General features: G+C 75.4%; 21 protein-coding genes and 1 pseudogene. 14 read left to right on the forward strand and 8 right to left on the reverse strand.

Translation table 11 applies throughout. The annotated features are described in order from the left end of the window. Positions 1-160: 160 nt before the first annotated feature. The 4 genes from ACRYR2_RS20345 to ACRYR2_RS20360 are packed head-to-tail and all read left to right on the forward strand — an operon-like array spanning position 161 to position 4,588. Positions 161-1,402 carry an ABC transporter substrate-binding protein gene (locus ACRYR2_RS20345; protein ID WP_432564713.1) on the forward strand — a complete coding sequence of 414 codons (1,242 nt, stop codon included), beginning with the start codon at positions 161-163 and terminating at the stop codon, positions 1,400-1,402. Then, on the forward strand, positions 1,399-2,277 hold the full coding sequence (locus tag ACRYR2_RS20350; RefSeq protein ID WP_432564714.1) for a carbohydrate ABC transporter permease: 879 nt from the start codon (positions 1,399-1,401) through the stop codon (positions 2,275-2,277). Before ACRYR2_RS20345 ends, ACRYR2_RS20350 begins: the two co-directional genes overlap by 4 nt. Beyond that, positions 2,274-3,146, forward strand: coding sequence for a carbohydrate ABC transporter permease (locus ACRYR2_RS20355; protein ID WP_432564715.1), 873 nt, complete (start codon positions 2,274-2,276; stop codon positions 3,144-3,146). The genes ACRYR2_RS20350 and ACRYR2_RS20355 overlap by 4 nt, the downstream gene beginning before the upstream one ends. Then, positions 3,143-4,588 (forward strand): YcaO-like family protein, encoded by a 1,446-nt coding sequence (locus ACRYR2_RS20360; protein WP_432564716.1) that lies wholly within the window; start codon positions 3,143-3,145, stop codon positions 4,586-4,588. Before ACRYR2_RS20355 ends, ACRYR2_RS20360 begins: the two co-directional genes overlap by 4 nt. Here ACRYR2_RS20360 and ACRYR2_RS20365 read toward each other — a convergent pair. Together ACRYR2_RS20365 and ACRYR2_RS20370 are read right to left on the reverse strand one after the other, a co-directional pair. Then, complete coding sequence (locus ACRYR2_RS20365) at positions 4,573-5,562, reverse strand: hypothetical protein (protein ID WP_432564717.1); 990 nt, start codon at positions 5,560-5,562, stop codon at positions 4,573-4,575. The two genes, ACRYR2_RS20360 and ACRYR2_RS20365, sit on opposite strands and share 16 nt — an antisense overlap. Continuing rightward, on the reverse strand, positions 5,559-5,888 hold the full coding sequence (locus ACRYR2_RS20370; protein ID WP_432564718.1) for a hypothetical protein: 330 nt from the start codon (positions 5,886-5,888) through the stop codon (positions 5,559-5,561). Before ACRYR2_RS20370 ends, ACRYR2_RS20365 begins: the two co-directional genes overlap by 4 nt. Positions 5,889-6,267: 379 nt before the next feature. Between ACRYR2_RS20370 and ACRYR2_RS20375 the strand changes: the two are divergent. Next, positions 6,268-6,558: pseudogene (locus ACRYR2_RS20375) on the forward strand (STAS domain-containing protein); the annotation flags it as partial. Between the two features lie 74 nt (positions 6,559-6,632). Here ACRYR2_RS20375 and nucS read toward each other — a convergent pair. Further along, positions 6,633-7,328 carry an endonuclease NucS gene (gene nucS, locus ACRYR2_RS20380; protein WP_432564719.1) on the reverse strand — a complete coding sequence of 232 codons (696 nt, stop codon included), beginning with the start codon at positions 7,326-7,328 and terminating at the stop codon, positions 6,633-6,635. 154 nt (positions 7,329-7,482) lie between these two features. Between nucS and ACRYR2_RS20385 the strand changes: the two genes are divergently transcribed. Genes ACRYR2_RS20385 through ACRYR2_RS20395 form a run of 3 tightly spaced genes read left to right on the forward strand, consistent with a single transcriptional unit; the run spans position 7,483 to position 9,599 of the window. Continuing rightward, on the forward strand, positions 7,483-7,776 hold the full coding sequence (locus tag ACRYR2_RS20385) for a hypothetical protein (RefSeq protein WP_432564720.1): 294 nt from the start codon (positions 7,483-7,485) through the stop codon (positions 7,774-7,776). A 25-nt stretch (positions 7,777-7,801) separates the two neighbouring features. Further along, positions 7,802-8,899, forward strand: coding sequence for a threonine aldolase family protein (locus ACRYR2_RS20390; RefSeq protein ID WP_432564721.1), 1,098 nt, complete (start codon positions 7,802-7,804; stop codon positions 8,897-8,899). Continuing rightward, positions 8,892-9,599 (forward strand): alpha/beta hydrolase, encoded by a 708-nt coding sequence (locus tag ACRYR2_RS20395; protein ID WP_432564722.1) that lies wholly within the window; start codon positions 8,892-8,894, stop codon positions 9,597-9,599. The genes ACRYR2_RS20390 and ACRYR2_RS20395 overlap by 8 nt, the downstream gene beginning before the upstream one ends. A gap of 9 nt (positions 9,600-9,608) precedes the next feature. Here ACRYR2_RS20395 and ACRYR2_RS20400 read toward each other — a convergent pair whose 3' ends face one another. Continuing rightward, on the reverse strand, positions 9,609-10,691 hold the full coding sequence (locus tag ACRYR2_RS20400; RefSeq protein ID WP_432564723.1) for a coiled-coil domain-containing protein: 1,083 nt from the start codon (positions 10,689-10,691) through the stop codon (positions 9,609-9,611). Positions 10,692-10,796: 105 nt separating this feature from the next. Here ACRYR2_RS20400 and ACRYR2_RS20405 point away from each other — a divergent pair, with 105 nt between their 5' ends. Further along, positions 10,797-11,138, forward strand: a complete 342-nt coding sequence (locus tag ACRYR2_RS20405; protein ID WP_432564724.1) for a thiamine-binding protein — start codon at positions 10,797-10,799, stop codon at positions 11,136-11,138. Positions 11,139-11,159: 21 nt separating this feature from the next. Here the strand turns inward: ACRYR2_RS20405 and ACRYR2_RS20410 are convergent, their stop codons facing one another. Next, positions 11,160-11,621 (reverse strand): DoxX family protein, encoded by a 462-nt coding sequence (locus ACRYR2_RS20410; protein WP_432564725.1) that lies wholly within the window; start codon positions 11,619-11,621, stop codon positions 11,160-11,162. Positions 11,622-11,896: 275 nt separating this feature from the next. On the opposite strand from ACRYR2_RS20410, the gene ACRYR2_RS20415 reads away from it, so the two are divergent. The 3 genes from ACRYR2_RS20415 to ACRYR2_RS20425 are packed head-to-tail and all read left to right on the forward strand — an operon-like array spanning position 11,897 to position 14,531. Continuing rightward, the gene (locus tag ACRYR2_RS20415) at positions 11,897-12,547 is read left to right on the forward strand and encodes a hypothetical protein (RefSeq protein WP_432564726.1); all 651 of its coding nucleotides are present in this window, start codon (positions 11,897-11,899) and stop codon (positions 12,545-12,547) included. Next, entirely contained in the window at positions 12,544-13,530 is a 987-nt protein-coding gene (locus tag ACRYR2_RS20420; protein ID WP_432564727.1) for a hypothetical protein, read from the forward strand. The genes ACRYR2_RS20415 and ACRYR2_RS20420 overlap by 4 nt, the downstream gene beginning before the upstream one ends. A gap of 38 nt (positions 13,531-13,568) precedes the next feature. After that, entirely contained in the window at positions 13,569-14,531 is a 963-nt protein-coding gene (locus ACRYR2_RS20425) for a co-chaperone YbbN (protein ID WP_432564728.1), read from the forward strand. Between the two features lie 3 nt (positions 14,532-14,534). Here ACRYR2_RS20425 and ACRYR2_RS20430 read toward each other — a convergent pair whose 3' ends face one another. Continuing rightward, entirely contained in the window at positions 14,535-16,175 is a 1,641-nt protein-coding gene (locus ACRYR2_RS20430) for an ABC-F family ATP-binding cassette domain-containing protein (RefSeq protein WP_432564729.1), read from the reverse strand. A gap of 206 nt (positions 16,176-16,381) precedes the next feature. On the opposite strand from ACRYR2_RS20430, the gene ACRYR2_RS20435 reads away from it, so the two are divergent. Beyond that, complete coding sequence (locus tag ACRYR2_RS20435; protein ID WP_432564730.1) at positions 16,382-17,764, forward strand: serine hydrolase domain-containing protein; 1,383 nt, start codon at positions 16,382-16,384, stop codon at positions 17,762-17,764. A 1-nt stretch (position 17,765) separates the two neighbouring features. Further along, complete coding sequence (locus tag ACRYR2_RS20440) at positions 17,766-19,193, forward strand: aromatic amino acid ammonia-lyase (RefSeq protein ID WP_432564731.1); 1,428 nt, start codon at positions 17,766-17,768, stop codon at positions 19,191-19,193. On the opposite strand, the gene ACRYR2_RS20445 is transcribed toward ACRYR2_RS20440, so the two are convergent. Together ACRYR2_RS20445 and ACRYR2_RS20450 are read right to left on the reverse strand one after the other, a co-directional pair. Then, the gene (locus tag ACRYR2_RS20445) at positions 19,178-19,585 is read right to left on the reverse strand and encodes an ester cyclase (protein ID WP_432564732.1); all 408 of its coding nucleotides are present in this window, start codon (positions 19,583-19,585) and stop codon (positions 19,178-19,180) included. The two genes, ACRYR2_RS20440 and ACRYR2_RS20445, sit on opposite strands and share 16 nt — an antisense overlap. 75 nt (positions 19,586-19,660) lie before the next feature. Then, the gene (locus ACRYR2_RS20450; RefSeq protein WP_432564733.1) at positions 19,661-20,662 is read right to left on the reverse strand and encodes a LacI family DNA-binding transcriptional regulator; all 1,002 of its coding nucleotides are present in this window, start codon (positions 20,660-20,662) and stop codon (positions 19,661-19,663) included. Positions 20,663-20,813: the final 151 nt, after the last annotated feature.

A 20,813-nucleotide genomic window follows, 5' to 3' on the forward strand; every position in this document is an offset into this window, starting at 1 on the left:
CCGTGCCGTCGCTACCGTGGGTCCGCCTTTCCCAGGTGCCAGTCCTGCGCGCGACCCAGCAGGTGGAGAAGCCGCCTGCGCGGACATCGGAGTTCTGATGCTCAAGCCCGCCCGCCCCACCCGTCGCACACTTCTCGGAACAGGTGCCACCACCGCGGCCGTGGGGGCTCTCAGCGCCTGCAGCGGTTTCTCCACCGGCGGCTCGGACGACTCCAGCGCCTCCGACGACACCTCGATCACCATGATCACGTGGGCCTCGGACGCCGAGGCGACCGCGTTCCAGGCCCTCGCCGACGCCTTCCGCGAGCAGAGCGGCACCACCGTCAATCTCCAGGTCGTGCCCTACTCGGAGGTCCTCACGGCCGTCGACACCGGCCTGCGCACCGACACCCCGCCGGACCTGTTCCGGGTCAGCTACACCGACGTGGCGGCCTACCGCGCCCAGGGCGTCCTGGCGGACCTGCCCGACGCCGCCGACCTCGAGCCCTCCTTCCTGCCCGCCTTCTGGGCGGCCGTCACCGACGAGGCGGGCACGTTCGGGATCCCGCACCACACCGACACCTCCATGGTGGTCCTGAACACCGCCGCCGTCGCCTCCGCCGGGCTGGGCGCCCTGCCCACCACGCTGGACACGGCGTGGACGTGGGAGCAGTTCGCCGACGCCCTGAACCGCATCCAGCCCTCGCGCGCCGACACGTACGCGTTCGCGGCGAACTGGCAGAACGCCGGCGCCTACCGGTGGCTGAACTTCGTCGACCAGGCCGGCGGCCGGCTGCTCACCGACGACCTCACGAGCGTGGCGACCGGGGACCCGGGCGCGCTGAAGGCCCTGACCTTCGCCCGGGACCTGTTCCGCGACCAGTTGACGCCGCAGAACGCCTCGACCCGGGGCCAGGCCGCCAGCGACCTGTTCCTCAACCAGACCGTGGCGACGGCCTTCGCCGGTGACTTCCTGCTCGCCGAGATCGAGGGCGGCGGTTTCGACTACACCGCGACCTTCCTGCCCCGCGACGTCAACGCCTCGGCCGACCTGGGCGGGAACGCCCTGGTGGCCGTGCAGGCCGGCCAGAAGCGGGACCTGGCGCTGCAGTTCCTGTCCTTCTGCGCCCAGGCCGAGCAGATGGGCACCTTCTGCGCGGCGGCCACCGTGCTGCCGACGCGCACCGACGTCGACCCCGCGACGCTGGAGTACCCGGTGCGCCCGGACCTCATGGAGCTGTACGTCCAGCAGGCCCAGGCCATCCGCGAACCCCTCGTGCAGCAGGTCGTCGTCCCCAGCTTCAGCGCGATCAACGCCCAGCTGCGCGACCGCCTCGACGAGGTGTTCCTCGGCAGCGACGACGACGCGGCCGCGCTGGACCGGATCACCGACGGCGTCGCGTCGGTGCTGCAGACCCCGTGACGAGACCCGCGGTCCGCCGCTGGGCGACGTCCTACCTGATGCTCGCCCCGGCGCTGGTGCTGTTCGGGGTCTTCGTGCTGTACCCGCTCGTCGGGGCGGTGCGGATCTCGCTGACCGACTCCACCGGCATCGGGGAGGCGGACTTCGTCGGGTTCGCCAACTACACGGCGATGGCCGGGGACCCGACCTTCTGGAAGGCGGCCGGCAACACCGTGCTGCTGGCCGTCGTCTCGGTGCCGGTCAGCCTGGCCCTCGGGCTGGGCGTCGCACTGCTGCTGCGCGACCGGATCCCCGGCGGCGGGCTGTTCCGGGCCGTGTTCCTCGCGCCCTACGTCATCTCCGGCGTCGTCGTGGCGATGGCCGGGCGCTGGTTGTTCGACCAGAACGTCGGCATCGTCGACTCCGTCCTGGGCGGGCTGGGCCTGCCGCAGCCGGACTGGCAGTCCGACGGCACGGCCGCGGCGGTCTCGGTCGTCGTCGTGCTGCTGTGGGCGCGGACCGGCCTGGCGGTGATCCTCTACCTGTCCGCGCTGCAGGGCGTCGACGCCGACGTGCTGGAGGCGGCCGAACTCGACGGGGCCTCGCCCCGGCAGCGGCTGCGGCACGTCGTGTGGCCGTTGCTGCGGCCGACGACGTTCTTCCTCACCGTCATGCTCGTCATCGAGACGTTCCAGGTCTTCGACATCGTCTGGGTCATGACCGGAGGCGGCCCGGCGGGCTCGACCGAACTGCTCGTCACCTACGCCTACGGCCAGGGTTTCAGCGCGCGGCGCGAGGGCTACGGCTCGGCGATCGGTGTGGTCGTCTTCGTCGTCGTGCTGGCCGCGACCGTCCTGTGGTGGCGCGCGCAGCGCCGCACCGAGGAGGACCTGTGAGCACCGCGACGACGACGCGACGCAACACCCCCACCCTGCTGCAGCACACCCGTCGCCGCGGGGGCGACCGTCGCGGCCGGATCGTCGTCCTGACGGTCCTGAGCCTGGTCTGGCTGTTCCCGCTGTACTGGATGCTCGTCACCGCGCTCTCCCCGCGCGACGACCTGGCCGCCGGCCGCATCGGCGTGGTCCCCACGACGCTGGACCCCGGCGGCTTCTCCCGGGCGCTGACCCAGTTCCCCGTCCTGCAGTGGGCGCAGAACTCCCTGGCGATCGCCGTCGTGGCGGTCGCGATCACCATCGTCGTCGACGTCACGGCGGGCTACGTCCTGGCCAAGCACCGGTTCCCCGGCCGGGCGGTGGTGTTCTTCCTCATCGTCGCCACGCTGATGATTCCGGTGCAGGTGCTGCTCATCCCGCAGTTCGAGCTGGTGAACTCCCTGGGCTGGATCAACTCCTACTGGGCGGTGATCGTCCCGCGCTCGGCCGAGGCGTTCGGCGTCTTCCTGGCCCGGCAGTACTTCCTGTCGCTGCCCGACGAGCTGCTGGAGGCCGCGCAGCTGGACGGGGCGGGCCAGCTGCGGACCCTGTGGTCGGTCGTGCTGCCGCTGTCGCGCCCGCTCATCGCCGTCCTGCTGGTCATGACGTTCATGTACCGGTGGAACGAGTTCGCCTGGCCGCTGGTCGCGCTGCGCGACCCGGACCTGTACACGCTGCCCGTGGGGTTGTCGTTCCTGCAGAGCCAGTACACGACCGACTACCCCGCCCTCATGGCCGGCGCGCTGGTCTCGGTGCTGCCGGTGCTGGTCCTGTTCGGCATCGCCCAGCGGCAGTTCGTCGCGGGCATCGCCAGGAGCGGCCTGAAGTGAACGCGGCGGAACGCTACGCAGCGGCGCTGACCCCGGGCGAACTGCTCGAGTTCGACCTCACGCCGTTCGACCGCACGGGGATCCCGGTCGTCGGGACGGTGTGGCGTCCCGAACCGGGGTCGGCGACCTCCGGGCACGGCGTGGGGTACGGCGCGCAGGTGAGCGCCGCCCGCACGGGCGCGTTCGGGGAGCTGGCCGAGCAGGTGCTGCTCGACCGGCACCTGGCGACCCTGGAACCCGTCGTCGCGACCCACGCCGAGCTGCGGGCCGCCCGCGGGGAGCAGGGCGTCGTCGACCCGGTGACCCTGACCCTGCCCGCCGGCAGCCCGTACGCACCGGACACGCCCCTGCGCTGGCTGCCGGCCCGCCGCTGGCGCACGGGGGAGGAGGTCCTGCTCCCGGCCGAGTTCGCCGCCCCGCACGCGGCGGGGATCGCCGGCGGCGGCACCGGGCTGCTCACCACCCCGATCACCAACGGCATGGGCGCGGGGGACACCCTGGAGCGCGCCGTCGCCCACGGCCTCGGTGAGCTGCTGCAGCGCGACGGCGACACCGTCTCGTTCCGGGCGCTGGAGCAGGGTCACCTGGTCGACGGCGTCGCCGACCACCCGGACACCCGGGACGTGTGGGCGCGGCTGGTGGCCGCCGGGCTGGCGCCGAGGGTGTTCCTGGACAGCACCGAGTTCGCCGTCGTCGTGCACGCCGTGGCCGCGGACGCGGACCCGGCCACCGCACCGATGGCGGTCACGGCCGTCGGGGAGGCCGCCGCCCGCGACGCCGCGACCGCGGTGCGCAAGGCGCTGCTGGAACTGGCCAGCTCCCGGGCGCGGCGGGCGTTCGCCTTCGGGCCCCTGGAGGACGTCCGGCGGCTGTGCCCGGACTACTGGGCCGCCGAGGAACGCTGCCCGGTGCCCGACCAGGAGCCGCGGGCCCTGGCGGCGATGACCGACTGGACCCGGCGCAGCGCCGCGGAGCTGTCCGCGCTGATGGCCCCGGCCCTGCGGGTCACCGCGCACGTCGCGCTGGGCGACCTGCCGACGGCCCCGGCACTGGACCCGCAGGCCGAGCTGGCCGAGCTGCTGCGCCGGCTGGAGGACTTCGACGTGCTCGTCGTGGCCACCGCGGTCGACACCGCGGCCGGGGCGGTCCACGTGGCCAAGGTCGTCGTGCCGGGCCTGGAGGTCGAGACGCTGAGCTACCACCGGATCGGCGAGCGGGTGCTGCGCCGGCTGCTGGAGCGCGGGTCGCCGCTGGTGGGCCTCGGCCCCGCCGGGGGCTCGCGCCGCGAGGTGCGGCTTCCCGCCCCGGCCGTCGAGCGGCTCGGCGGACCGGCCTGGTTCGACGTCGAGGCGGCCGACGCGACGGTGGGGGAGCTGTACCCGCTGTACCGCGAACCCTCCCGGCACGCCCCGCAGCGCCTGGGCGGTCAGCCCAGTCGCTGAAGGCTGGTGTTGGAGGTCCACAACCGCACCCCGGCCCCGGCGACGGCGCGGTCGCCGGGGCGGTCGGGGTCGAAGGCGGTCCCACCCAGCCACGCCCAGGCGGCCGGGGTGCGGCCGATCACCTCCGTCAGCCGGCGCAGCGGTTCGAGCACCTCGGCCGCCACCTGCCCGGCGGAGTCCACGGCGGCCGTGGCGGCGTGGGTCGCCGAGTGCCCGCAGACCTCGTGCCGCTGCGACAGCGCGGCCAGCTCGTCCCACGTCATGGCCAGCCGGCCCTCGGGGTGCTCCAGCACGCCGTACTCGTGGGCGCGGGCGAAGTCCCGCTGCCGGGCCGGCGGCACGTCCAGGAAGGCGGTCGGCGGGTAGAACCAGCCCGTCAGCCCGACCTCCTCCAGCGCGGGCAGGGCCACCTCGACGGCGCTGGCGAAGCCGTCGAAGAACGCGGGCACGATCCCGGGCCGCGGGTCCGGCCAGGCGCCGGTGTCGCAGAAGGCGTGCACGTCGGCGGCGGTGACGGGAACGAACCGCTCGGCGTACCAGGCCAGCTCCGCGCGCAGCTCCCGCGCGCTCGCGCGCGGGGTGTCGTGGTAGTTCACGACCCGCAGCAGCCGGCCGCCGGCGAAGGCGTCGCGGACGGTCCGCACCTCGGCGTCGCGCACCGCCCGGGGCGCGACGGGCGTCCCCGGTGGGCGCCAGGCGGCCAGCCGGGCCGGGGCCGCCCCGGGCACCGGCGCGGGCACGGGCCGCAGGTCCAGGTCGCCCAGGACGGCGAGCGCGTCCTGGACGGTCACCTCCGGATCGGCCGCGGCCAGCACGGCCCACGCCCGGGTGAGCCGGTCGGCCAGCGCCGCGCCGTCGGCCGAGCCCGGTCCCGGCACGGACGGTCCGACCGTCAGGTACGTCGCGACGCCGGCGCGTTCCTCGTCCTCGGCCGCGACCGCCCAGGCCGCGGCGAGCAGTTCGTCGCGGGTCACCGCTGCCGGGGCCCCTGCAGGATCTGGCGGGCCAGGCCGGCCTGGTCGGGGAACACCATGACCCGCGGCCCCTCCGTCGTGGGGGCCAGCGTCGCGCGGATCCCGGCGTCGACGAGGGTGCGCCGCTGCACCTCGGCCTCGACGAAGGTGCCGGGCGCCGAGACCACCTCGAGCAGTCCGTACTCGTCGCTGGCGCCCTGCTGCGGCCGGCGCTCCACGACCGACTTGCCGTGGGAGAACGTCCAGCGCAGCAGCAGGGCCAGCACGCCGACGGCGACCAGGGCCACGAGCGGCCCGAAGGCGTAGGAGTAGCTGCCCCAGTTCACGAGCTCAGTGTCCACCCAGTCGGCCCGTTGGTCACCGTCTGGTGACGACTGGCCGTTTCCTCACGCAACGCTTGTCCGTGGTGGCAGAGTGTGCTCACAGGATCACCGTCGGCCGCACCACCCCCAGGAGTCACACGCGCACGGTGCCAACGCTGTGTGCGATCTTCAGAACGGGGTGCAACCGATCGGCGGTCTCCTGCGTCTGACGGAAACGATCACACGATCACGACCGGCGTCCTCGGGGGAGGCACAGATGGCGATCGGAGTCGCGGTGTCCACTGCACGGCCGACGGGGGTCGCGCCCAGCGCGGCCGACGACGTGGCCGCCCGCCGCGCCGCCCGGTCGGCGCCCGGGCAGGAGGCCCACGTCAGCGAGGAGGTGCCCGGCCAGGTCGTGCACGTGGCCGGCCGGCTCGACGTGCACACGGTGCCCGACGTGCGCGCCGCGCTGCACGCGGCCGTGGACGCCGGCTCGGGCGACCTGGTGGTCCACGTCGAGGACGTCGTCGTCGCCGACGCCACCGGCCTGGGGGTCTTCGTCGGAGCGCACCGGCGGGCTCAGCGCACCGGCCGCCGGCTGGTGCTGCGCAGCGTGCCGCTGCCGGCGTTGCGGCTGCTGCGCGTGACCCGGCTGCACCGCGTCCTGCAGGTCGAGGACGAGGAGGCCGCGGCGGCGGACCGCGCCGCCGCACGGCTGGCCCGCGCCCGGGCCGTCCTGCGACCGGCTCAGAACAGCCGGGTCCCTCAGAACAGCCGGGCCTCGACGTCGTCGATGCCGCGCAGGGCGTCGTAGTCCAGCGTCACGCAGCGGATCCCGCGGTCGGTGGCCAGGGTGCGGGCCTGGGGCTTGATCTCCTGCGCCGCGAACACGCCGGTCACCGGCGCCAGCAGCGGGTCGCGGTTGAGCAGGTCCAGGTAGCGGGTGAGCTGCTCGACGCCGTCGATCTCGCCGCGACGCTTGATCTCCACGGCGACCGCCCGGCCGCCGGCGTCGCGGGCCAGGATGTCCACGGGCCCGATCGCGGTCATGAACTCGCGGCGGACGAGCGTGTACCCCTCGCCCAGGGTCGCGATGTGCTCGGCCAGCAGCTTCTGCAGGTGCGCCTCGACCCCGTCCTTGACCAGCCCGGGGTCCACGCCGAGGTCGTGCTCGCTGTCGTGCAGGACCTCGTGGATCGAGACGACGAGCCGGTCGTCGGTCTTGGTGTGCTGGACGGTCCAGGTCTCCTGCACCCCGGCCTCGCGCTGGTCCTCCTGCGGCACGGCGACGGTCAGCCTGGCCGGCGGGCTCATCCAGTTCAGCGGCTTGTAGGACCCGCCGTCGGAGTGGACCAGGACGCTGCCGTCGGCCTTGACCAGCAGCAGCCGGGTCGCGAGGGGCAGGTGGGCGGTGAGCCGACCCGCGTAGTCCACCGAGCAGCGGGCGATGACGAGACGCACGAGGGGCGAGCTTAGGCGAGAGGGCGCACCGGTGAGGACGGGGTGTGTAACGAATGCCGCCCCTGCCGCGACTACCGCACGAACCGGGCGTGGCCACGGTGGTGTGGAGGGGACACCACCGCGGCAGCGTCCGGAGTCTTGAGACGATGGGCCCGTGCCCCGCGCCAACCGCCGCCGACCCGATCCGCCGCCGCGAGGCCCGCTCGGTGGTGGCGTCGACCGCACGGTGTCGGGCCCGGACGGGGACTGGGTGGTCCGCGATCTGCGCGGCACCTCCTCGACGAAGACGTACACGTGCCCCGGCTGCGCCCAGGGGATCCCGCCCGGCGTCCCGCACCTGGTCGTCTGGCCCTCGCGCGGCACCTTCAGCCCCGCCGACGGGGCCAGCGAGCGCCGGCACTGGCACCGGGCCTGCTTCTCGGCCCGGGGACGTCGCGGCACCTGGTGATCGCCCCGGGAGGTAGCGTGCCCGGGTGACGCAGCAGCTCCACGACCCGGCCGTGCGGGGTTTCGCCAGCGACAACGCCGCCGGCATGCACCCCGAGGTCCTGCAGGCTCTCGTGACCGCCAACGGTGGTCACGTCGCCAGCTACGGCGGCGACCCCTACACCCAGGCGCTGACCGAACGCCTGCACGAGCACTTCGGCCCGGGAACCCGCAGCGCCGTCGTGCTCACCGGGACCGGGGCCAACGTCGTGGCCCTGCAGGCGCTGACCCGGCGCTGGGAGTCGGTGCTGGCCTCCGACCAGGCCCACGTCCTGCACGACGAGGCCGGCGGTCTGGAGCACGTCGGCGGCGTCAAGGTCACCGCGCTGCCCACGGTCGACGGCCTCGTCGACCCGGCCGACGTCGAACGGGCCGTGCGGCACGCCGACAGCCCCATGCGGGCCCCGGTGGGCGCGCTCACCCTGACCCAGAGCACCGAGCTCGGGACGACGTACTCGGTGGAGCAGCTGCGCGACCTCGTGCGCGTCAGCCACGGGCTCGGCGTCCGGGTGCACGTCGACGGTGCGCGGCTGTCCAACGCGGCGGTCTCGCTGGGCGTCGGGCTGGGGGAGATGACCACGGCGCTCGGCGTCGACGCCGTCTCGGTCGGCGGCACGAAGAACGGCGGGGGTTTCGCCGAGGCCGTCGTCGTGCGCGGGGACGGGTCGGCACCCGGGGTCGCCAGGGCGCTGGCCCGGCTGGTGAAACCCTCGATGCAGCAGTCGAGCAAGACGCGGTTCGTCTCGGCGCAGCTGCTCGCCCTGTTCGGGACGGACCTGTGGCAGCGCACCGCCGCCGCGGCCAACGACGCCGCGGCGCTGCTGGCCGAGGCGGTGACCTCGGCCGGGGCGCGGGTGACCCGCCCGGTGCAGGCGAACGGGGTGTTCACCGAACTCCCGCCCCAGGTGGCCGAGCGCGCCGCGGCGCGCGTGCCGTTCCACGTCTGGGACCGGCACTTCTCCACCACGACCGTCGAGGCGCGGCTGGTGACGAGCTTCGACACCACGACGGCCGACGTCGAGGGGTTCGCGCAGGTGCTGCGCGAGGAGTTCGCCCGTGAGAGCGCGGAGTCCGTCGGTGCCTGAGATCCGTTCCGACACGGTGCTTCCCGCGCGCCGGGAGGAGGTCGAGCTGCACACGGCCGACGGGCTGACGCTCGTCGGCGAACTCGCGCTGCCGGCCGACCGGGATCCCGTCGCGACGCTGGTGACCCTGCACCCGCTGCCCACGTCGGGCGGTTTCATGGACAGCCACGTCCTGCGCAAGGCCTCCAACCGGTTGCCGGCGCTGGCCGACCTGGCGGTCCTGCGGTTCAACACGCGCGGCACCGCCTCCCCGCGCGGGCGCAGCCAGGGCAGTTTCGACGCCGGCCGCGGTGAGCGCTTCGACGTCGCCGCCGCGCTGGAGTTCGCCGAGTTCCGCGACCTGCCGCACGTGTGGTTGCTGGGCTGGTCGTTCGGCACGGACCTGGCCCTCGTGCACGGCCGGGACCCGCTGGTGGAGGGGCTGGTCCTGCTGTCCCCGCCGCTGCGCTGGTCGACGCCGCAGGACCTGGCGGCCTGGGCTCAGTTCGGTCGTCCCGTCACCGCGCTGGTCCCGGAGTTCGACGACTTCCTGCGACCGGCCGAGGCGAGGCAGCGGTTCGCCCCGCTGACCCAGGCCGAGGTCGTCCCCGTCGAGGGGGCCAAGCACCTGTGGGTGGGGGAGAACTCGGTGCGCCGGGTCCTGGACGAGGTGGTCGCGCGGGTCAACCCCGCGCGATCCCCCCTCCCGACCGAGTACTGAGACGCAGCACTAACCCGCCTGCTCCACGGGTTCGCCCTCGCGCACGTCGACGTCGCGGGCGGGCAGCTTGGGAGCCAGCCCGAGCAGCCCGCGCAGGTCGTCGAGCTGGTCGGTGATCTGGTCGCGCTGCGACATGAGCTCGTCGACCTCGGCCTGGGCGTTGGCCCGGCTGCGCTCGGCCTGCTCGCGGGCGGTGTCGATCATCGACTGGGCCCGCGACCGGGCGTCGGCCAGCAGCTCGTCGGACTCGCGGCGGGCGGTCTCGGCACGCACGGCCGCCTGGGCGATGGCGTCGGCCCGGATCGACTCGGCCGCCTCGACGGCCTCGCGGGCGCGTTCCTCGGCCTCGGCGGCGCGTTCCTCGGCCTCGGCGATGCGGGCGGCCGTGCGGGCCGCGGCGACCTCGAGGCGCTGGCGGTCCTCCTCGGCCGCCTGCTCGCGGGCGGTGGCCAGGGCCAGTTCCTGCTCGCGCATCCTGGCCTCGGTCGTCGAGCGCAGTTCGGCGACCTCGCGTTCGACCTGGGTGCGCAGCGCGGCGACCTGGCGTTCGGTCGCGGCGACGGACTCGGCGGCCTCGTGCTGGGCGGCGGCCGTCAGCTGCTCGGCCTGCCGGTGCGCGGCGGCGGTCACCTCCGAGGCGGTGCGCTGGGCGGCCTCCACCATGCCGTCGGCCTGGTGCTTGGCGCGCGAGACGATCTCCTCGGCGTCCCGGCTGGCCTCGCCGACGCGCCGGCGGGCGTCCTCGTCGGCCTGGCTGCGGGTGGAGGCGGCCTCGGCGCGGGCCTCCTCACGCAGGCGGTCGGCGTCGCGGCGGGCCGAGCGCAGGATCTCCGAGGACTGGTCCTCGGCCAGGCGCAGCAGCTTCTCCATGCGGGCGCCCAGGCCGGCGTAGGAGGGTTTCTCGTGCTCGCGCAGTTCCTTGTGCGCCTCGGCGAGCTTCTCCTCGACCTGGCGCAGTTCGTGGTCGCGCTGGGCGACCCGGGCGCGGGCCTCGGCGATCGCGTCGTCGAGGTGCTTCAGGCGCGCGTCGACCTGGCTGCGTTCGTAACCGCGGACGACGATGCTGAACGCGTCGTGGGAGTCGGTGGACACCGGCGGACCTCCGGCCAGGACGGGAATCGGATCGGACTGACCGCAGCGTAACCGCGCCCGCACCGGGCCAGGCGCCGGACACGGCCCGCGGGTAGTTTCGGTCAGGTGATCGTCGCCTTCTCCGTCGCCCCGTCCGGTGGCCCGGCCCCTGCGGACGGCCAGCCCGACTCCGTCAGCGCGGCCGTGGCCGACGCCGTCCTGGTGGTCCGCTCCTCGGGCCTGCCGCACCGCACCGACTCGATGTTCACCACCATCGAGGGGGAGTGGCAGGAGTGCATGGAGGTCGTGCGCCGGGCCTGCGAGGCCGTCGGCCGGCACGGCCCGCGCGTGTCGCTGGTGCTCAAGGCCGACATCCGCCCCGGGCGCACGGGGGAGATGACCGGCAAGCTCGAGCGGCTGGAGGCCGCCGTCGAACGGGCCCAGGGCGAGGCCGGCCGGGGGCAGTGACGCCCCGGCCGGCCCCGGGTCTCACGCCTTGCGCAGCAGCAGCCCGTCCGCGCTGTACCGGCCGGCGCCGGTGAAGGCGAACGTCAGGCCGAGGGCGGCGAACAGCAGCGCGTTCTCGCCGTTGACCTGACCCTCCACGAGGAAGCCCTCCGGCGCGTGCGCCAGCAGCCAGATGCCGGCCATCTGCACCAGCAGCAGGATCCCGGCGACGCGCGTGGCCAGTCCCAGGAGCAGCAGCCCGCCCAGGCCCACCTCGCCCAGGATCACCAGCCAGCCCGCGAGGTCGGGGGCCGGCACGCCCAGCGAGGCGGCCATGCCGCCCGCGCCGGAGGGGTTGGACAGCTTCGGGATGCCGTGCACCAGCAGCAGGGCGCCGGCGACCAGGCGCAGGGCCAGCAGCCCGAACGAGGCGGTCGGGCTGGTGCGGACCACCCGGGGACGGTCGGGTCGGGTGAGAGTGGGACCGGGGGACGTGCTGCTCATGGATCGTTCCTCTGCGTCGGGAGGGAGCCGGTCGGCTCTTCGGGCGGGCAGGGGTGCGGCGCGCTCGCGCCTGCACCGGCGTCACGACGTGTCCGGTCATCCGGTTCACCCGTTCGGAGTGGTCTGCGCCACATCCGGCACTCTCCGCCGTGGATCGGGCACCCCGCGTGGACGAGGAGCGGTCGCCCGCCGGGCAGCACGTAGGGTGGCCCGGCGACGCGACGACGGAAGGACCGCAACGCTGTGAACTCCGGGACGAACTCCGGGACGCTCCTGTGAGGCGGGTGCTGGCCTGGGTCCTGCTCGTCGCCGGTCTGGTCTGCGCCCTGGCCGGGGCGGCCCTGCTGACCGTGCTGGCCCCCGCCGACCGCCTCGACGTGCGCGTCGCGGTCGGCCAGGACCCGGGCGTCGCGGTCGTCACCGCCCCCGGCCTGCTCGACCTGTCCGGTCCCGACGCCCACGTCCAGGCCACCGCGCAGGGGCAGGACGTCTTCCTCGCCGTGGCCCGGGCCCAGGACGTCACGGCCTGGCTGGACCAGGCGCGTCACACGCAGGTCGAGGCCGTCACCGGAACCCTCGCGGAACCGCAGGCGGACACCACGACCACCGGGACGGGACCCGCCGTCGACCCGCGGGCCGCCGACATCTGGCTGACCAGCACCACCGGTGACGGCTCCGCGGCGCTGACCTGGGCGACGGGCGACGACGCGGACTACCGCGACGCCGGCGGGGTCGTCGCCTTCGCCGCCACCGACGGGACGGCCGCCGCCCCCGGCGAGGTGGAGCTGAGCTGGCGGACCGAGGGGAACGCCGCCACCCACCCCTCCGCCGTCCCGCTCGTCGTGGCCGGGGGCGTCCTGGCGGTGCTCGGAGCGCTCGGGCTCCTGCTGACCCCCCGCCGCACCACCCCCAGGAGGCGCGCGTGATCCGCCGACCACTGGCCGCCGGGATCGGGCTGCTGGCGCTGCTGTCCAGCTGCGCGCAACTGCCCACCGCCACCGCCCCGACCGCCGGCGACGCGCAGGCCCTGGTCCTGCAGCCGGTCCAGGCCACCCGCGTGGTCGACGCCGCCACGGCCGTCCTGACCGCCGCCGCGGACCCCGCGACGTCCGACCCGGCCGCGCTGGCCGCGCGGGTCGGCGGTCCGGAGCTGCAGTTCCGCACCGCGGCGCACACCATCGCCGCCGCCGGTGCCACCCCGCCGCCCACCGGAGGCGCGGACGACCTCACGGCGATCACCTCGATCCTGCCGCGGCAGGACGGCTTCCCCCGCTGGTTCGCCACCGTGACCGGCGCCGGCGCCGACCAGGCCCCCTCGCTGGTGGTGTTCCGTTCGGCCTCGGCCCGTGAGCCGTACACGGTGTGGGCGACGCCCTCGCTGCTGCCGGGCGCCTCGCTGCCGACGCTGGCCGCCCCGGCCGGCGGTGTCGCGGTGGTCGCGGCCGACGAGGCCACCAACCTGCCGCTGACCCCGGCCGACCTCGCCGCGCACTACGCCGACATGCTCACGGCGGGGGACAGCAGCCGGTACGCCGCCGAGTTCGCCCCCGACGCCTACCGCCAGGGGGTGGCCGACGCGACGGCCGCCGAGCGTTCGGCGCTGGAGGCCGCGGGCGGTCGCTTCACCCAGGAGCGGTCGGTCCTGCCCGACGGCGTGCTCGCGGTGCGCACCCGCGACGGTGGCGCCCTCGTCGTGGCCGGCTACAGCTGGTCCACGACGTCGGCCGGTCCCGCCGGTGGCCAGGCCGGGACCCTCGACCCGGCGCTCGCGGCCCTGGCCGGCACCGGCCAGGCGCTGGAGGCGACCGTCACCCGGCAGGAGGTCGTCGTGTTCTCCGTCCCGCCGGGGCAGGGTCCGGTGAGCGTGGTGGGGGCCGAGAGCGGCCCGGTCTCGGTCGGCGTCGGGTAGCTCGTGACCCGGTCGGGGCCCGTGAGAAGGTGACCCGCATGACTTCCCAGCCGACTCCTCCCGGCGCCAAGCTCAACCTGCGCGGAGCGGTGGACCTCGGTGCCCTCGCGGCCCGCAACACCCGTCGTGAGGAGGTCGCCCGCCGTGCGGCGGCCGACCCCGACGCCGCGGCGGCCGCGTCGCCCTTCGTGGTCGACGTCACCGAGGAGACGTTCACCGACGTCGTCCAGCAGTCCGTCCAGGTCCCGGTCGTCCTGGACCTGTGGGCCGAGGGCTACGACGAGGGCGCCGACGCCCTGCGCGCCCTGGCCGACGAGTTCGCCGGCGCCTTCCTGCTCGGCCGCATCGACGCCCAGGCCGAGCCGGGCCTGGCCCAGTCGCTCGTGCAGTCGTTGCAGGCCAGGGCGATCCCGCTGGTCGCCGCGATCGTCAAGGGCCAGCCGATCCCGCTGTTCACCGGCTCCTACCCGAGCGCGGAGGAGATCCGCCCCGTCCTGCAGGAGGTGCTGCGCGTCGCCGAGGCCAACGGGGTGACCGGCCGCCTCGAGGGGGTCGTCGCCGCGCAGGACGAGCCGGCCGCACCGCCGGTGCCGCCGCTGCACGCCGAGGCCCTGGCGGCCGTCGAGGCGGGCGACTTCGACGCCGCGGCCGCCGCCTGGACCAAGGCGCTGGCCCAGGACCCCAAGGACTCCGCCGCGACCGAGGGCCTGGCCCGGGTCGGCGTGCTGCGCCGCGTCGCCGGCGTCGACCTGAACACCGCCCGCGCCGCCGCGGCCGCCGCTCCCGACGACGTCGCCGCCCAGCTCGTGGTCGCCGACCTCGACCTCGTCGGCGGGCACGTCGAGGACGCCTTCAACCGGCTGCTCGGCATCGTCCAGCGCACCGCCGGCGAGGACCGCGACGCGGCCCGCACCCACCTGCTGGACCTGTTCGCCGTCGTCGGTGCCTCCGACCAGCGGGTGGTCAAGGCCCGCCAGGCCCTGGCCCGCGCCCTCTTCTGAGGATCACGCGCCCCGCAGCTCCAGGACGTCACCGCGGAACGTGCGGCGCAGCCGGCGGTCGTGGCTGACGACGACGACCGCGCCGGGGAACGCCTCGACGGCCGCCTCCAGCTCCTCGACCAGTTGCGGGGCGAGGTGGTTCGTCGGCTCGTCCAGCAGCAGGACGTCGTGCCGGTCGGCCAACAGCCGGGCGACGTCGAGCCGGCGGCGGGCGCCGGTGGACAGCTTGCGCACGGCCACGCCGAGGCGCTCGGCGTCGAACAACCCCATCCGCAGCAACCGGTGGGCGAGCTCGTCGGCGGTGCCGGCGCGGCCGTCGGCGAAGGCCGCCAGCACGGTCCGGTCCAGGTGCTCGCCCGCCGGGTCCTGGCGCAGCAGCCCGAGCCGGCCGCGTCGGCGCACCGTGCCCGTCGTGGGCGTCAGCGTTCCGGCCAGGACCTCCAGCAGCGTGGACTTCCCGCTGCCGTTCGGCCCGGTCACCAGCAGCCGCCCGGTGGGCCCGACCTCGACGTCCACCGCGGCCAGCCTCCCGGCGACCGAAACTCCCGCCGCGTGCAGCCCACCGCGTCGCCCACCGGCACCCGGAGGCGTGAACCGCAGGGGTTCGGGCGGCCGGGGAACCTCCGCCTCCTGCAAGCGCCGCAGCTTCTCGGCGTTGGCGCGGACGCGCGAGGCCAGCGACTCGGCCACCCGTTCGCCCTTGTAGTCGTACTGCATCTTGTCGTTGTCCCGGCGCGCGCGGGCGTGGTTGACGTCGCGGGCCCGGGCGTCGCCGGTCGTGCGCAGCCGTTCCACGTCGGCCTCCCACTGCTCCCGGGCCAGTTCCCAGCGCCGGCGCTGCGCGGCCTTGGCGTGCAGGAACCCGGCGTACCCGCCGGGGTAGCGGGCCACCCCCGTGGGCAGGTGGGGATCGACCTCGACGAGTTCGGCGGCCACGGCGTCGAGGAACTCCCGGTCGTGGGAGACCACGACCGTGGTTCCCCCGCGGGCCCGCAGGTGCGCCTCCAGCCAGCCCGCCGCGGCGGCGTCGAGGTGGTTGGTCGGTTCGTCCAGCAGCAGCACCTCCGGCGCCGCGGCCAGCAGTGCGGCCAGGTGCAGCCGGGAACGCTGCCCGCCGGACAGCGTGGCGACGGACCGGTCGCGGGGCAGGGCGGGCAGCCCGAGGCCGGTCAGCGACTGCTCCAGCCGCACGTCGGCGTCGTACCCGCCGCGCAGCTCGAACGCCGTCTGGACCTCGCCGTACTCCCCGAGCACGTCCAGGTCCCCGCCGCTCATGAGCTCCTCGAGTTCACGCATCCGGGTCCGCAGCGCCCGCAGGTCGGCGAAGGCCGCGTCGAGCACCGCGCCGACGGCGAGGTCGCAGGGGGCGCCGGCGTCCTGCGGCAGGTAGCCGGTGCCCCCTCGTCCAGCACCGGCCGCGGTGGCCACGACGCGACCGGAGTCGGCCGGTTCGGCGCCGGCCAGCAGGCGCAGCAGCGTGGACTTGCCGCAGCCGTTCTCCCCGACCACCCCGGTGACGAGGCCGGGCGCGAACGCGAGGTCGACGCCGTCGAGGACGCTGACGTGGTCGTAGCTCTTGGAGACGCCCCGCAGGGCCAGGGTGGTGGTCGTGCTCGTGGTGGTGCGGAGGTCGGTGGCGGGCATGCGGGCTCCTGGTGTGACGTACGCCGGTGGACCCGCGTGCGCACGCACGGCGGGCCCTGGGGATCGGGGCACGTCAGATGAGCACCGCAGCAGCTCCTCGGGTCGACACCAGGACACCCCGATCCTGTGCCCGCACCGAACCGCCCCGCAACCGGTTTCCCGCGCCCCCTCGCCCGGTCCGGCGGCCGCGCCCTAGAGTCGCCCCCGTGAGCACCGAGGCCACCTCCACCCGTTCCGCACCCCTGCAACGCAGCACGCCGTCGGCGCAGGGGGTCGACGCCCGCGGGATCGCCGCGTTCGTCGACGCCCTCGAACGCCTGCCCGGCGTCGAACCGCACAGCCTGCAGGTCCTGCGGCACGGCGCCGTGGTGGCGCAGGGGTGGTGGGCGCCCTACGGCCCCGACCGGGCGCACCTGCTGTACTCCCTCAGCAAGAGCTTCACCTCCACCGCGCTGGGGTTCGCCGTCGCCGAAGGCCTGGTCGACCTGGACGCGACGGTGCTGTCCTACTTCCCCGAACTCGACGCCGACGTGACCGACGAGCGGTCCCGGCGGATCCTGGTGCGGCACGTGGCCGCGATGGCCAGCGGGCACCGCGAGGAAACCCTCGGCCGGGCGGCGCAGGACCCCTCCGGTGACGTCGTGCGGGGTTTCCTGCGCCTGCCGCCGGAGGCCGAACCGGGCACGTCGTTCTGCTACAACCAGCCCTGCACGTACTCCGTCGCCGCGATCGTGCAGCGGCAGTCGGGGCAGGGGTTGCTGGAGTACCTGCGCCCGCGGTTGTTCGAGCCGCTCGGCCTCGACGTGGAGACCAGCGGCTGGATCCGCGACGCGCAGGGCCGGGAGATCGGTTTCTCGGGGTTCCACGCGCCCACGGAGTTCATCGCCCGGCTCGGTCAGCTGTACCTGCGGCAGGGGGTGTGGAACGGCGAGCAGCTGCTGCCTCGCGACTGGGTCGCCGAGGCCACCCGCTCGCACGTCGAGAACGCCCACGCGCACGAGAACGTCGACTGGCAGCAGGGGTACGGGTTCCAGTTCTGGATGGCCCGGCACGGGTACCGCGGGGACGGCGCGTACGGCCAGTTCTGCGTCGTGCTGCCCGAGCAGGACACCGTCGTGGCCATCACCTCCCAGAGCCCGGACATGCAGGCCGTCCTGGACGCCGCGTGGGAACACCTGCTGCCGGCCGTCTCCGACCCGCAACTGCCCGCCGACGCCGCCGCGCACGACGAAGCGCTGGCGCGCAGGCTGTCCGCGCTGGAACTGGCCCCGCTGGACGGCGGCGACCTGCCGCAGGGGGAGTTCACCCCGGCCGCCGGCAGCGAACCGGCGAGCCTGACCTCGATCACCGTGACCGGCGACGTCGTCGTGCTGACCGACTCGGGCGACGAGCTCGAGGCCACCGTGGGGCGCGGTGCGTGGCGGGACAGCGGGCCGCTGGCCCTCAGCGGGGGAGGGAACCGCGTCGACGTGGTCTTCGCCGAGACCCCGCACCGGTTGCACCTGGAGTTCACCGACGGCCGCTTCCGGGGCCGGTGGGAGACCGCCCCCCTGCACGCTCCCGCGTTGGCGACCCTGCGCCGGCCCTGACGTGAGGATCGACCGGGGGTCCGACCTCGGCCGCGACGCGGTGCTGCGCATCGCGGCCGGGGCCCCGGTGGAACTGTCCAGCGAACTCCTGGAGGCGCTCGCCGCCTCCCGGGCCGCGGTGCTCGACGCCCTCAGCGGGGCCGGGCCGGTGTACGGCGTGAGCACCGGGATGGGGGCGATGGCCGGGATAGCGCTGGAGGCGCGCGCCCGGGCCGTGCACCAGGAGAACCTCGTCGTCGGCCGTGCGGTGGGATCGGCGCCCTGGCTGCCGCCGGAGGCGGCGCGGGCCGTGCTCGCGGTCCGGTTGCGGACGTTCCTGCACCCCGAGGCGGGAGTTTCACCGGAACTGTGCACCCGGCTGGCCGACCTGCTGAACGAGCGGTTCCACCCGCCGATCCCGTTGCGCGGCAACGGTGCCGCGGGCGAGATCATCCCGCTGGCGCACCTGGGTGCCGTCGTCCTGGGCCTGGGGGAGGCCCTGGACGGCCGGCGTGCCGAACCCTTCACCTTCGGGCCCAAGGAGGGGGTGGCCTGCCTGGAGGGGGTTCCCGTCGCGACCGCGCTGGCGATCCGTCAGGTGGCGGACGCCGAACTGCTGGCCGACCAGGCCGAGTTCGTGCTCGCCGCCACGTCCGAGGTGCTGCGCGCCAGCCCCGACCCCCTGCACCCCGCCGCGTCCAGGGCGGACGCGGTGCTGGCCGCCGTCCACGCCCGGGTGCTCGACCTGCGCCCGGGAGGTGACGTGCACGGTCTGCAGGCGCCGGTCTCGGTGCGGGTCGGCGCCAACGCGTGCGCGCTGCTGCGGCGGCGCACCGGCGCGCTGGGCGAGGCCGCCGACCGGGCGCTGGAGGGGGTGAGCGACTCCCCGGCGTTCCTGGACGGGGAGTTCACCGGCACCGCGGGTTTCGCCGGTACCGAACTGGCCGCCGGGTCCGACGCGCTGACGGCCGCGCTGGTGCACCTGGCCGACACCTCGGTCGCGCGCACGCACCGCACGCTGGACCCGCGGCTGACCGGGCTGCCGCCGCAGCTGTCGCCCGAGCCGGGCGTGCAGGCCGGGTTGGTGGCCGTGCACAAGCGGGCGGTCGGGACCGCGCACCGGCTGCGGCGGCTGGCCGCGCCCGCGCTGCTCGGGGCGGTCGAGACGTCGCTGGGCCAGGAGGACGTGCAGAGCTTCGGGCTGGAGGCCGCCGAGTGCCTGGAGGAGGCACTGGCCGGGGTGCGGGAGGTGCTGGCCGTCGAACTCCTCGCGGTGCACCGGGCCCGGGTGCTGCGCGGCGGTTTCGCGGGCGTCTCCGCGGAACTGACCGCGGCCCTGGACGTCGTCGCGGGCGAACTCGGGCCCGACCCGGCCGACCGTCCCTACGGCGCCGACGTCGACCGGGTCGTCGCGCTGCTGACGGACCGGTGGCCTCAGCCCCGCAGCTGAGCGGTCAGCGTGGCGAAGGACAGGTGGAACCGCAGCGCGCTGATCCCGGCGCCGGTGAGGTCGTACACGACGCAGTACGGAACGCGCACCGGCCGGCCCGTCGCGGGCAGGTCGCCGAACGTGCCGGTGTGGGTGCCGACGAAGTCGGCCTCGAAGAAGGCGTGGTCGCCGTCGCCGTTGACGCCCAGGGCCCGGACCTCGGGGTGGGCGTCGAACACCTGCGTGTGCAGGGCGGCGATGTGGTCGGCGACGGCGCGTGGGCCGGTGATCCGTTCACCGGTCTCCACGGTCGTCCAGACGACGTCCTCGGTGAGGAAGCGGGCGAGGTCGGCGCGGGCCAGCAGCGCCGCGACGTACTCGGAGAACAGGGAGGTGCTCGTGTCGACGGACATGGATCCTCCAGGGCCGCGGGTCGCGGGGCGGCGTTGCCCCGGAGACGCTGATGGTTCTCCTGCAGCCCGGGCGCGTCAACCGGCGGACGCGCGCGTCGAGGCGCGCACGACCAGCTCGGGCCGGAAGACGACCGGTTCGGGCGCGTCGCCCGCCTCGTCCAGCGCCTGCAGCTGCGCCAGGGCCGCGGCGACGATGGCGTCCTCGTCCCAGGCCATCGTCGTCAGCCCCGGGGCGAGCAGACCGGCGAGCTGGTGGTCGTCGAAACCCACGACGGAGACGTCGTCGGGGATGCGCAGCCCCAAGTCGGCCGCCGCGGCGTAGACGCCGAAGGCGAGCGAGTCGGACAGGCAGAACACCGCCGACGGCCGGTCGGACCGGGTGAGGACCCCGGCCGCGGTCTGCGCGGCGCCGGCGGGGGAGGCCGGTGCGGGCACGACCAGCAGCTCCACCCCCAGCGGTGCGGCCAGTTCCACCGCGGCCCGTTCCGCGGGGCGGCCCGGAGTGCTCGACAGCGAGGCGGTGAGCAGCGCGACGCGCCGGTGGCCCAAGCCGCGCAGGTGCTCCAGGACGGTGGCCACCCCGTGGCGGTTGTCGAACAGGACCGCGCCGCTGCCGGGGCGCGACGTCAGCGCGTCGCCGAGGGAGACGACGGCCGTGCCGGGCCCCAGCAGGCGCCAGTAGTCGGCGGTCGGGTCGACGGGGGAGGCCAGGACGCCGTCGACGCGCTGCGCCAGGAAACGTTCGACGACGCGCCGCTCGACCTGGGGGTCGGCGTCGGCGTCGGCGATGGTGGCGTCGCGGTCGGTGGCCCGCAGGGCGCGGGTCAGCATCACCGACAGGTCCTGCTGCCACAGGTCGCGCAGGGAGCCGCTGACGCCGACGGTCCCGGTGCGGCCGCTGGCCAGGGCGCGGGCGATGGGGTCGACCCGGTACCCGAGTTCGACGGCCAGCGCCTGCACCCGTTCGATCGTCGCCGCCGAGCCGCGGGTGCCCCGCAGCGCGTAGGAGGTGGCCGCGAGGGAGAGCCCCGCGGCGTCCGCGACGTCCTGCAGGGTGCGGCGCGCGTCCTTCGGCACGACCGCACCTTAACGGCCGGCTTGACCGGACCGGGGGGGGGGGGGGGGGGGGGGGGGGGGGGGGGGGGGGGGGGGGGGGGGGGGGGGGGGGGGGGGGGGGGGGGGGCGCCCCCCCGCCCGGGCGGCCCCCCCCGCGGGCGCGGGGGCCGCG

Origin of the sequence: Kineococcus deserti (assembly GCF_050871945.1) — a bacterium.
Taxonomy (GTDB): domain Bacteria; phylum Actinomycetota; class Actinomycetes; order Actinomycetales; family Kineococcaceae; genus Kineococcus.